The 12520-nt window shown below is 44.8% G+C and carries 11 protein-coding genes; 9 read left to right on the top strand and 2 right to left on the bottom strand.

Going from position 1 to position 12520, the window contains the following annotated elements; translation table 11 throughout:
- Nucleotides 1-10 precede the first annotated feature (10 nt).
- The 6 genes from QUE24_RS09575 to QUE24_RS09550 are packed head-to-tail and all read left to right on the top strand — an operon-like array spanning nt 11 to nt 6007.
- Nucleotides 11-169 carry a DUF2256 domain-containing protein gene (locus QUE24_RS09575; RefSeq protein WP_286303608.1) on the top strand — a complete coding sequence of 53 codons (159 nt, stop codon included), beginning with the start codon at nt 11-13 and terminating at the stop codon, nt 167-169.
- The gene (locus QUE24_RS09570) at nt 105-1637 is read left to right on the top strand and encodes an exonuclease domain-containing protein (RefSeq protein WP_286303607.1); all 1533 of its coding nucleotides are present in this window, start codon (nt 105-107) and stop codon (nt 1635-1637) included. The genes QUE24_RS09575 and QUE24_RS09570 overlap by 65 nt, the downstream gene beginning before the upstream one ends.
- A gap of 5 nt (nt 1638-1642) precedes the next feature.
- A complete protein-coding gene (locus tag QUE24_RS09565; RefSeq protein WP_286303606.1) occupies nt 1643-1840 on the top strand; it encodes a cryptochrome/photolyase family protein in 198 nt (65 codons plus the stop codon).
- A 4-nt stretch (nt 1841-1844) separates the two neighbouring features.
- A complete protein-coding gene (locus QUE24_RS09560; protein ID WP_350226613.1) occupies nt 1845-3212 on the top strand; it encodes a cryptochrome/photolyase family protein in 1368 nt (455 codons plus the stop codon).
- Nucleotides 3178-4569: a deoxyribodipyrimidine photo-lyase gene (gene phrB / locus QUE24_RS09555; protein ID WP_286303605.1), complete on the top strand. Its 1392-nt coding sequence runs from the start codon at nt 3178-3180 to the stop codon at nt 4567-4569. Before QUE24_RS09560 ends, phrB begins: the two co-directional genes overlap by 35 nt.
- Before the next feature lie 58 nt (nt 4570-4627).
- Complete coding sequence (locus QUE24_RS09550; RefSeq protein WP_286303604.1) at nt 4628-6007, top strand: sensor histidine kinase; 1380 nt, start codon at nt 4628-4630, stop codon at nt 6005-6007.
- Here the strand turns inward: QUE24_RS09550 and QUE24_RS09545 are convergent, their stop codons facing one another.
- The gene (locus QUE24_RS09545) at nt 6008-7945 is read right to left on the bottom strand and encodes a methyl-accepting chemotaxis protein (RefSeq protein WP_286303603.1); all 1938 of its coding nucleotides are present in this window, start codon (nt 7943-7945) and stop codon (nt 6008-6010) included.
- A 54-nt stretch (nt 7946-7999) separates the two neighbouring features.
- The gene (gene queG / locus QUE24_RS09540) at nt 8000-9070 is read right to left on the bottom strand and encodes a tRNA epoxyqueuosine(34) reductase QueG (protein WP_286303602.1); all 1071 of its coding nucleotides are present in this window, start codon (nt 9068-9070) and stop codon (nt 8000-8002) included.
- A gap of 45 nt (nt 9071-9115) precedes the next feature.
- Between queG and QUE24_RS09535 the strand changes: the two genes are divergently transcribed.
- The 3 genes from QUE24_RS09535 to QUE24_RS09525 all read left to right on the top strand — a co-directional run bounded on the left by QUE24_RS09535 (nt 9116) and on the right by QUE24_RS09525 (nt 12507).
- On the top strand, nt 9116-10597 hold the full coding sequence (locus QUE24_RS09535) for an NAD(P)H-hydrate dehydratase (protein ID WP_286303601.1): 1482 nt from the start codon (nt 9116-9118) through the stop codon (nt 10595-10597).
- 9 nt (nt 10598-10606) lie between these two features.
- Nucleotides 10607-11062 (top strand): tRNA (adenosine(37)-N6)-threonylcarbamoyltransferase complex ATPase subunit type 1 TsaE, encoded by a 456-nt coding sequence (gene tsaE / locus QUE24_RS09530; RefSeq protein ID WP_286303600.1) that lies wholly within the window; start codon nt 10607-10609, stop codon nt 11060-11062.
- 98 nt (nt 11063-11160) lie between these two features.
- Nucleotides 11161-12507: an N-acetylmuramoyl-L-alanine amidase gene (locus QUE24_RS09525; protein ID WP_286303599.1), complete on the top strand. Its 1347-nt coding sequence runs from the start codon at nt 11161-11163 to the stop codon at nt 12505-12507.
- Nucleotides 12508-12520 lie beyond the last annotated feature (13 nt).

Raw genomic sequence — 12520 nt, 5'->3', positions numbered from 1 at the left:
GTGAATAGTTGTGACACACTCCAAAGCCACACTCCCCGTCAAAATTTGTCCTATCTGTCAAAGGCCGTTTACATGGCGTAAAAAATGGCAGCGAGATTGGGATAATGTCGTCTATTGTTCACAGCGCTGTCGTCGACATACTCGTTCATCCGTCTCGCATCATGATTAAGCTGACTTGTTTCCCAGAACACATGATTTTATTGGACTGTGAAACCACCGGTGGTCGGGCCAGTCGGGATCGCATTACTGAAATAGGACTGATTGAGATTAAAGACGGTGAAGTTCAGTCGCGCTGGCAAAGCTTAATTAATCCTGGGCGCCCCATCCCACCATGGATTCACAAAATCACAGGCATTAATGATGAGATGGTGGCTGATGCTCCCGCCTTTGAGGATATAGCTGAATCCTTATATCAACGTCTGCAAAACGTTATTCTGGTTGCTCACAATGCCCGTTTTGACTACAGTTTCCTCAAGCAGGAATTTAAACGCGCAGGCTATGATTATTCAGCCAAAACACTGTGCTCGGTAAAACTCAGCCGACGACTTTTCCCTCAACATCAAGGGCATAGCCTGGATAAAATCATCCAGCGCCATCAGATTGCCGTGAAAGATCGGCATCGAGCAATGGCTGATACGGAAGTTATTCTGACGTATTTCACTCTCATCCAACAACAAATCGATGCAGCAGTCATCCAGCAGACAATTGCCGATATATTAAAACGACCCAGCCTACCGAGCCATCTTGATAATACGCTTATACAGAAATTACCCGAAAAGCCGGGTATTTATCAGTTCTATGATGAAGGCGGCACACTGCTCTACATCGGTAAATCTGTCAATATTAAGGAGCGTGTACTCAGCCATTTTTCAGCAGATCACCGGCATCACAAAGAACTTGATATCAGCCAGCAGTTACATCATATCGATTGGATTGAAACACCCTCTGATTTTGGCGCTCAGTTATTGGAAAACAGTTACATCAAACAAACTTCGCCACGTTACAACCGTCGCCAAACCAAAATAAAAAAACTCTATCAAATCAACAAAACGCTTAATAAAGACGGTTATGCTGAATTAGATATTATGGTGGCTGATATGACGGATGCTTCTGATATTACTAGCAAATACGGGCTGTTTCGCAGCAAAAAACAAGCACAAACCAAGTTATTAGACCTCATCTCTCAATACAAACTATGCCAACGTCTCTGCCACATAGAAAAGAAAGCATCCGGCCCTTGTTTTAGTTATCAGCTAAAAAAATGTCTCGGTGCCTGTTGTGGTAAAGAGCAAGCAAAGCTTTATAATCTGCGTGTCGATATGGCCTTGACCCACATCAAAAATCAGCAATGGCCATGGTCAACGCCAATTATTGTGGAAGAACAATCTCCAACGAACAACGGCGGCGATAGTCATTTTCATCTTATCGATCAATGGTGTTATCTGGGCCAGGTAGACGGCCATACCACGCCAAACACCCGGTTGTTGAAGCAGCCGCAGGATTCGATCTTCTTTGATATTGATACCTATAAAATTTTATTACGTTTCCTGGCCCCTACGAAACTGAGTCACTTTCCCTATCTCAGGATTCATCCTCTGGAAAATTCAGCCAGTGTTTCCATGAATAGTTGGGGGTAACACGGGTGAGGCTGAATATCATTCTAGGCGATCAACTCAATTGGAATAGCCTTCTCTGGCAGGATGTTGATAAAGCCACTGATATTTTCTGGATGGCAGAAGTCGCTCAAGCCTCTCTGCAGCCAGCATCAAATAAAAACAGAACCGTTATCTTCCTCTCTGCCATGCGGCACTTTGCTAAAGAGATAGAAAAAAGCGTTTGATGTCATCTATTATCGCATCACGGATGGCTTCAACTCGTTTTCCGAGGTTTTAACTCATACATTTCATCAGCACGACATTACGGAAATACGTTGCGTATTACCTGGCGATTATCTGGTTATGCAGGAAATTGAACACGTCGTAAAACAACATCGTTTAAAGATAGACTGGTTAGAAGACAAACATTTCATCGCCAAACGTGGCGAGTTCGGTCAGTGGTTAAAACAACGTAAAAAACCCACCATGGAATACTGGTATCGCCATTTACGTGAGTCACGCCACATTCTGATGGAACAGGACAAACCCGCTGGCGGCCAATGGAATTTTGATAAATCGAATCGGCAAAGCTTTTCGAAACATGGTCCAGACCCAATCAAAGAGAATCCAAACTATTCTGTCGATGACATCACACAGGATGTTATCGACATCGTAGAGAAACACTTCTCACAACTGCCAGGCAAGCTCGATACGTTTAACTGGCCAGTTACGCGTCGCCAGGCGTTGATTCAATTACGCCACTTTATCGACCACTATCTGCCTTCATTCGGCGATTACCAAGATGCCATGTGGACGGACCAGCCTTTTTTATATCACGCGCGCTTATCGTCAAGCTTAAACCTTAAACTGTTAGATCCGCTGGAAGTGATTGCTGCTGCAGAAGAGGCTTATCAAAAAAACAAAGCACCTCTCAATGCTGTAGAGGGTTTTATTCGACAAATATTGGGCTGGCGAGAATATGTCAGGGGCTTATATTGGGCATATCGAAAAGATTGGCTTCAGTTTAATGCGCTGAACGCCAAACGTGATTTACCTGCGTTTTACTGGACAGCAGATACAGATATGCATTGTTTGCATCAAGCCTTAAAACAAGTCATTGATTATGGTTACGGGCATCACATTCAGCGGCTTATGGTAACGGGCTTATTTGCTCTGTTGTGGCAAGTCGACCCCAAACACATTCATCAATGGTATCTGGGCATGTACGTTGATGCCGTCAGTTGGGTAGAAGTGCCGAATACGCTAGGTATGAGTCAATACGCTGATGGCGGTATTGTCGGCAGTAAACCGTATATTGCCAGCGGTGCTTATATCAACCGCATGTCAAACTACTGTCAGCATTGTCCATTCGACCCAAAACAGGCTTCTGGTGATAAAGCTTGCCCTTTTACTACCTTGTATTGGTATTTTATCGATCAGCATAATGACCTCATTAGTCACAACCCACGTCTGGCGATGCAAGCAAAAAACTGGGAAAAAAATCACACACAGAACAACACGTCATCCGTGAACGAGCCACATGGTTATTTCAGCATATCGACAAAAAGCATAAGGACACCTAATGTCAGCATCACATTTAGTCTGGTTAAGAAATGATCTACGTTTAGATGATAATCCTGCCTTCGCTTTAGCACAGCAGCGTGGCGATATTCAGGTTTTGTTTATTGCGACACCCAAACAATGGCTGCAACATAATGAATCTGACGCCAAACTTGGTTTGAAAGCAGCTTCACTGAATGATTTAAATAAAAGCCTCGCCAAGAAAGGCATTCAATTCACGCTGTTAGAGGTGGATTATTTTGTTGATGTTCCCACTGCTTTAAGTCAGTTTTGTGAAGAAAATAAGATTGAGTCTGTCTGGTTTCAGCAAGAAACCGCCTTGGATGAGTGCAGACGTGATGAACAGGTTGGACAGACTTTATTAGGCAACCATATTGAATGTCATGCCCTTGAGTCTGATCTGCTTGTACCGATTCCAGTACTGACTCAACAGGACGAACCTTATAAGGTATTTACTCCCTACTATCGTCGTTGGCGTACGATTCTTGAAGACCGGGCACGCCCTCCATTTGATGAACCAGAAAAGCAAGGTAAAGCGATAAAAGTCAACGATATAAAGCCTGACTGGGCGGGCGACTATCGCGAAGATCTCTGGCTGGCTGAAGAATCAGACATCCTGAAAAAGCTACAGCAGTTTTGTCAGAAAAAACTCAAAGCTTACCCAGATAAACGAGACATGCCAGCCACACCGGCGACCAGCACACTGTCGCCGTATCTAGCGATGGGTCGTTTGGGTCCGAGACGCCTTCTACATACTATTCAATATTATTGCGCGGAGCAGAATCTGCACTGGCAGGATAATGACTGGCTAAGAGAATTAGCTTGGCGTGACTTTTACCGACAATTACTCACGCATTTCCCCAATCTTAATAAAGAAAAGCCCTTCAAACCAGAAACGGAAAATCTGGTCTGGAATGACAACGAATCGGCATTTGAGGCCTGGTGTGAAGGAAAAACGGGCTTTCCGATTGTGGATGCCGCCATGCGCCAATTAAATCAAACCGGCTGGATGCATAACCGCTTACGCATGGTTGCGGCCAGTTTTTTAACCAAACTTTTGTTTATCGACTGGCGTAAAGGGGAAAAATATTTCATGCAAACTCTGATTGATGGTGAGTTTGCGGCAAATAATGGTGGCTGGCAATGGAGTGCCTCCACAGGTTGTGATGCTGCCCCGTATTTCAGAGTATTTAATCCTCAGCGGCAATCTGAAAAGTTTGATCCTGACGGTGAATTTATTCGACGCTTTGTACCAGAGTTAAAGTCTCTTTCTGCAAAACAGATACATGCACCAAGCTCGGCACAACGAAAAGAATGTGATTACCCTGAACCAATCATAGATTACAAAAAAGCCAGACAAGAGGCGATCTCGGCATTCGACTCATTGAAGTAGATAGCGGAGATGCATTTTAAGTATTTGAAATTCGTCGAAATTGACATATGATTCGCTGATGTTCTATGGCGAATCACACGGTTATGTAGATCCCGCTCTGCCAGAGCTGGACTCAGATGCCTCAAACCAAGTTAAGCAACAAGCGGCAAAAGATCTGGCCAAACGCACTATATCCGGCGGCCTGATCGTGTTTTTAGCTCTGCTTATTTCCGCCTATTATTCACCGATCATGAATGATGCCCCCTTTTTTACCTATTTTTTATTTGGGTTGATGGGCCTCCTCTTTTTATGCCGTCTGTACGTTGTCTTCTCCATCCTGAACACACCACATGCTGTAGACATGAAACTAAAACAGCTTTTTGTGGTGTTCTTTTTCTCAGCTCTGACTTGGGGTATTTACGTCGCGGTTTGCCTCTACCTGTATCAAACCTTATTTACTAATATGGTCGTACTGATGTTTACCATTGGTATCGGTGCAGGTGCATTGACTAGCCTGTTTATATGGAAAAAGCTGGCTCGAATGTATTTATGCATGATTTTTCTGCCCATCATCGTATCGACCATGCTCAAATGGAACCTGAGTACAGTGAGCATCTTATTTGGACTGATTTCGTATATGATTTTTTTGCTGATACAAGCATCTCGTGCTAACGCAGAGTATTGGCAGTCACTCTATTTAACCAAAATACTTCAACAACAGACCTCTGCGCTTCAACAAGCAAAAGAACTCGCTGAAACGGCCAATCGAGCCAAGACAGAGTTTTTATCCAGTATGAGCCATGAGTTAAGAACCCCTCTCAATGCCATATTGGGTTTTACACAATTACTCAGAACTGACCCAAAATCGCCCCCACATTCGCAACAGGCCGAGAGCCTTGACCACATAATGAAAGCAAGTAAGCACCTACTAACATTAGTTAATCAGGTGCTTGATCTGGCAAAAGTGGAAAGTGGTCATCTGGATTTAAAATTAAAGCCCACCCATATGGGCAACACCGTCACAGATTGCCTGTCGCTGGTAGATAGCTTAGCCAGGCAGAAACAAATCAAACTCTTTATCGCCGACGATCCCAAGGTTTATGTCAATGCTGATCCTATGCGCTTAAAACAAATCCTGATTAATTTGTTGAGTAATGCCATCAAATATAACCGACCGGAAGGCAGTTTAATGCTGGAGTATAAAAAGCAGACAGATTCACTTCGTGTGCTGGTGATCGATACCGGGTCAGGTATTTCTCATGAAAATCAGCAATTATTGTTTTCTAGTTTTTCTCGATTAGGGCAAGAAAATTCGACAACAGAAGGCAGTGGTGTAGGCCTGGTTATCACCAAAAAACTCATTGAAGCAATGGGTGGACGAATTGGTTATCAAAGTAAAGAACAGCTTGGTTCAACCTTTTGGTTTGAACTGCCATTGGCTGCTCAGCCTGTATCCTGATCACTGCTTTAAGGCCAGCACTAATAGTTTCAGCTCTTCACTGATAGTCGTTAAGCCTCTTCCAGACTGACCAATACCCACAATATGTTGATTCACATCAATTGAACTTGATTTAATCTGCTCTGCCGCACGGGCAATTTCATCAACGGTCGCCGTTTGCTGTTGGGTAGCCGTAGCAATCGATGAATTCATTTGCGTAATATTATCCATTGCCGAAACAACGGGTGCCATGGCGAGATTCGCGTCATCGGTCTGCGCTGCGCAACGTTTTGCGGCAGCACTTTGGCGACCAACAATACTGGTCGCCTCCGCGCCGGAAGTAGCGAGTTGCTCAATAATCGCTTTAATTTCTTCCGTTGATTCAGTGGTTCTCGATGCCAGCAATCGAACTTCGTCTGCCACAACGGCGAAACCTCTGCCATGTTCACCGGCTCTGGCGGCCTCAATAGCCGCATTTAATGCTAATAAATTGGTTTGTTCTGCCACACCCTGAATGACTTCCAGTACAGACTGAATATTTTGACTATTTTGCTCAAGGCGATGAATAACCGTTTCTGCATCAAGTAAATCCATAGCAAGTTGTTGTGTTGCCGTTGATGCCAGGCTGAGCTTATGCCGAGCAGAATATGTGGCTTCGTTTGCTTGCCCAGCAAACTCTGATGCATCTGTCGCGTTATTCGCGACCTCCTTAAATGAATATGACAACTGCATAACAGCAGTAGCCACCTGATCAGTCGTATGTTGTTGCTGTTGTGTCAGTGTCGAAGTAGCTTCGGACTCCTCTTGCAAGGTTCGACTGGCGTTAATCAACGTTTGCGCCTGATGGTCTAATTTATCAATCAAATCGCCGAGATACTGCTGCAAGTGAAGTGCTGCCTCGACGACGGAGTTGGTCTCACTAAAAGCCAGTTCAGAAGTCAAACTCTGCTGATAATGACCAGCAAGCATGGCTTTAAAAAAGCCATCAAGTTTGAGCAAAAAGCGCATCAAACGGTTTTGCATCACAAACTGTAGAGAAAGCGCGGGGATAATAAAGACAAGAGCCAGCAATACTAGCCACTGCAAGCGTTGCGTAATATCCGCCTTAATCTGGCTAATTTTGCTCTCATATTCAGCCAGCATCGCTTGAAAAGCCAGCATTTCTTGATTCAAAGCTTCCCTACTTGCCGTGACTTGTTGCTGCATAGTCTGGGTATTGCGGAGTTCTTTTTCGTAACGCTGAGTCAGGCTATGTAAAGAAGCAATACTGAGATCGCCGATCTCATCGGGCTCTTGTGGGATTAATGCCTCTTCATCTACCTCTGTGTAGATACCAAATCGCGGCATGGCTTCCAGTTGCTTAACCAACTCTGCGAAATACTGATTTTCGTCCAATAAGGTTTTCTCAATCGCTTTATCCTGGGTCTCAAGATATCGCTGTCGATATAAAGAGATTTGATTCAGGCTATGCTCAAGCTCCACCAGCTTCTGCAGAAAATCCGCAATCTGCCATGCTGGGGTAGATTGTGCTTTTTCTGCGTAACGATTCAAGCTCAGTAAGTCACCGTTACGTTCCCGCTCGTTATTCATTAACAAGGTTTGAGGATTAGCTGAAAGTTTGCCTGCAGAGCGCACTTGTTGAACTTCTGACTGCAATGCATCGATACCACTCTGTATGGCTGTATTATCTGACTCACTCAGCCAGTCAAACGTTTTTGTTTTCATTGCATCGAGCTGATTTTCTGCATCCTGAAGTAAATTGGCCTGCCCCGAGGCTAAATAACGTTCCAGCAAAATACGTGTATCAATATCAAACACATTTCGATATTGCTTAAATTCCTGAGTGATTTGATAAGGCTTATCGAGTTGATACCAACCCCAGACAGCAACGACAGCGGATAACATGAGTGCAAAAACAATAACAAAACTAATCAGGCGGGATACAAACGATAACTTCACTTAACTTCTCAGCAGTCAAAAACACGCTGAGTGTAAAGTGTATCAATGACAGGTTTATGACAGCTGATGACGTTGTAGCGCCCAATCAATATGCTCTTGGACCATATCTGACACCTGATTTGAACGAGCCATTAATGCCTCAATGACTGACGGACTGGTTTGGGCATTACCCAGAGCAACAGCAATATTCCGCAACCAGCAGTCATAGCCAATTCGCCGGATAGGACTTCCTTCCAGGCGTGACAAAAAGGTTTGCTCAGACCACATAAACAAATCAACGAGTTGCGGCGCATCTAAGCCCTCTCGGGGTGAATAGTCTGACTCCGTGGTCGCCTGAGCATACTTGTTCCATGGACAGACCAACTGGCAATCATCACAGCCATAAATCCGGTTCCCCATTAAGGGTCTGAACTCTTCCGGAATCGAACCGCGCAATTCAATGGTTAAGTAAGAAATACATCGACGTGCATCGACTTCATAGGGCGCTACAATGGCTTGTGTTGGGCAAATATCGATACAGGCGGTACAGCTACCGCAGTGAGCGGTTACTGACGGTGTTGGTGGCAATGGTAGGTCGGTATAAATTTCACCCAGGAAAAAGTATGAGCCATGATCACGATTTAGCACATTGCTGTGTTTGCCTATCCACCCAAGTCCCGCTTTTTCCGCGATTGCTTTTTCCATCACCGGTGCACTATCTGTAAAAACACGATAACCAAACTCGCCGACTTCTTTTTGAATGTGCTGGGCAAGTTTGGCCAGGCGTTTTCGCATCAATTTATGATAATCACGCCCCAGGGCATAACGGGAAATAAAGGCTTTCTCATCATCATCAAGCACGGACCAGGGTTCGGCAGCTTCCCCAGGCCAATAATCCATTCTGACACTGATAACACTGACTGTGCCTTCAACTAATTGGGCTGGGTGAGTCCGTTTACTACCATGCTTTTCCATAAAGCCCATGTCACCATGAAAGCCTTTTTCCAGCCAGTTTTGTAATCGCTGATCTGCCTCTGACAAATCAAGATCACTGACACCCAGCGCCTGAAATCCCAGCGAACGCGCCCAACGTTGCATACGTAAGATAAAATCCTGCCATTCGATGTCAGTGTTTTGTTTGTCCATAAACCTATTATAAGCTGTCGGGATTGAATTAGAGGGGATCGACTTATGCACATCTTGCCGGATCGTTTATATACTGCCGCGCAAACACGTGAAATTGATCGCACCATCATTGAAGACCATCACATTAGCGGTACTGAACTCATGTCTCGTGCAGCAAAAGCCGCACTGGATATTTTGATGAGGTCTTGGCCACAAGCAAAACATATCACCGTATTTTGCGGAGCAGGGAATAACGGTGGAGATGGGTATGACCTTGCTCATCAGGCGATTAATCAAGGTTTCCATGTCGACCTTATCGAGCTGGGTCAGCCTGATAAAATGAGTGATGAAGCCGCCCATGCGAGACAAGGCTTTTTAAGTACAGGTCATAAGCCTCAAGCTTTTAGTGGTCAAGTTGCGGAGACCGATGTCATTGTTGACGCGCTGTTCGGTACAGGCTTGGATCGCCCTGTAAGAGGTCATTATGCTCAAGCCATTGCCGCTATCAATAACACGGTTCAGGCTCGCATTTTATCGATCGATATCGCCTCAGGCCTGAATGCGGATACAGGAAAAGTCATGGGCATCGCTGTGAAAGCGGATATCACCGTTAGCTTTCTGGGATTGAACCAAGGCTTGTTCACGGGAGACGGTCCACACTATAGCGGACGCATTTATTTTGATGATTTAGAAACACCAGAGAGCCTATATAAAACATTACCTACATCAAGCCAACTCGCCCGCTTCGAGCACTATAAACCACAATTAAAACCAAGAGCCCGTTCAGCCCATAAAGGGGACTTTGGTCATTTACTGGTCGTGGGTGGCAATCGTGGCATGTCAGGTGCTGCGAGAATTTGTGCTGAAGCAGGAGCCCGCACTGGAGCAGGACTTATCAGTGTTGCCACACATCCTGAGCATGCTCACTGGCTGAATATAGACCGTCCTGAGTTAATGGTGAGCGCAATAGATTCAGCGACTGATTTAGCAAAGTTATTAGAGAAAGCATCAGTAATAAGTTTTGGCCCGGGCTTAGGTCAAGATGCCTGGTCTAACCCTATGTTTAATGCGCTTCTCGAAATAGAAAAACCGATGGTCATGGATGCAGATGCCCTGAACTTACTCAGTCAGCGTCCTGCTTACAAATCAAACTGGATTCTTACGCCTCATCCTGGTGAAGCAGGCAGATTGTTGGGTATGAGCAGCAGTGAAATAGAAGCAGACCGCTTTCATGCTGTGAAACTTATTCAGCAGAAATACGGAGGCGTTGTTGTGCTTAAAGGATCAGGGTCATTGATTTGTGATGGCAGCACCACACTAGTATCAACGGTAGGCAATCCTGGTATGGCAAGTGGGGGAATGGGTGATGCATTGACCGGTATTATCGGTGGCTTACTTGCACAGAAAATGTCACTCTTTGATGCTGCCAGTCTTGGTGTCATACTTCATGGCATGGCCGCTGACAGAGCAGCCAAAGAACATGGAGAACGGGGATTACTGGCATTAGACTTATTACCTCATCTTCGTCATCTGTTGAATTTAAAATAAGAAAAGAACGTGCATAGATATCTTGATAACGAAAAAGCGACCCTCAGCCTAGGTAGAGACCTTGCCATGCTGATGCCTGACAAGCTCTTCACCATTCATCTTGAAGGTGAACTGGGTGCAGGAAAAACGACCTTTACCAGAGGCTTTGTGCAAGCGTTTGGGCATCAGGGTAATGTCAAAAGTCCCACCTATACTCTTGTTGAACACTACCAACTTGATCACAGGGATATTTACCACTTTGATTTATATCGTCTCAGCGATCCCGGTGAGCTTGAATTTATGGGTATCGATGATTACTTTCATAACAATGCCATATCATTGATTGAATGGGCGCAACGCGGTCAGGATTTTTTACCAGCGCCAGATCTGATGATTCACTTATCGTACCAATCAACCGGAAGACAGGTAGAGATTCAAGCAATGACAGCTTTGGGTGAAGAAGTCTGTGGAAAACTTCACAAATAGTTCAACTTTCCCTTGTATCTCATTTATTTAGAAAGAAAACTTGATTTTAATTTTAAGCAAAGAGAAAATAACGGCCAAGTGATCATAAGGGTGTTGAGATGGTCCGTCTCCTACTAAGTTTTTTTCTGCTATTTTTTACAGCGCCAACATGGGCTGATGCCATTCAAGGTCTGCGCGTGTCTTCAGATAATCAGAGTGCACGCTTAGTATTTGATCTTGATAACAAAGTCAGTTACAACGCATTTACTTTAGCCAACCCCGATCGTCTGGTCATTGACTTAAAAGGCTTTCAACAACGTGATAAGTTGACGATTCCATCGTTGATAAATACCCCAATAAAAGCTGTGCGCTATGCCGCCTATGATCAAAATACGTTACGAGTGGTATTGGATTTAGCTCATGAAGTGAAATACCAAACCCAAACGCTACCACCGCAGAAAAACTACCCTAACCGCTTAGTGGTTGATCTTCTGTACACACAGCAACAACTCAAACAATCTATTGCTGAAGTCAAAGAAGAAGCCTTGAACACGCCTTCGGAGGCTGCTCAGAATAAGGTTGTACAAGAACAAAAAGTCATCAAAACCAATAAAATTCTACCGCGTAGAGATATTGTTGTAGCCATTGATCCTGGACATGGTGGTCAGGATTCTGGCGCAGTAGGTGCTCACGGCACTAAAGAGAAAGACGTGGTGCTCGCTATCGGTAAACGTCTGGCCAAACTGGTGGATCAAGAGCCAGGAATGCGTTCGTATTTAACCCGAGACAGTGATGTATTTATCAGTTTGCGACAGCGTATCCGTCGTGCTCGGGAAAACGGTGCTGACATGTTCATTTCCATCCATGCTGACGCCTTTACCAATCGCAAAGCCCGAGGATCGTCTGTCTATGTTTTATCCAGTCGAGGTGCGAGTAGTGAAGCAGCGCAGATTCTTGCAGACAGAGAAAATGCGGCTGATTTAGCCGGAGGCATCAGCCTGGAAGATAAGGATGATTTATTGGCGTCGGTCTTACTTGATCTGTCTCAAACAGCCAGCTTGGAAGGCAGTTTGGAAGTCGGTCAGACTGTCTTGTCAGGTCTTAAACGTGTTGGTCATGTTCACAAAAAACACGTCGAATCCGCTGCTTTTGTGGTGCTCAAATCGCCTGATATCCCCTCTATTCTAGTCGAAACAGCCTTTATTTCTAATCCAGAAGAGGAAAGGAAACTCAAAAATGCTAGCCATCAGAATAAATTGGCTCACGCCATGATGGTCGGCATTCGTAATTATTTCCAACAAAACCCGATTCCCGGCACAAGCCTGCCACAACAACATATTGTCAGTCGCGGTGATACTCTGAGTATGATTGCTCAGCGTTATCGCGTGAAGATGGCCGATATCAAATCGGTGAATAATCTGGCCTCTTCCGAAATTCACGTTGGCGATGTCTTAAAAATCCCCTAAACCTCTTGCCGTT

The organism is Methylophaga marina (assembly GCF_030296755.1).
Lineage (GTDB): Bacteria > Pseudomonadota > Gammaproteobacteria > Nitrosococcales > Methylophagaceae > Methylophaga > Methylophaga marina.
The sequence above is the reverse complement of the archived record's forward strand: the minus strand, read 5'-3'. Positions and strand labels throughout refer to the sequence as shown.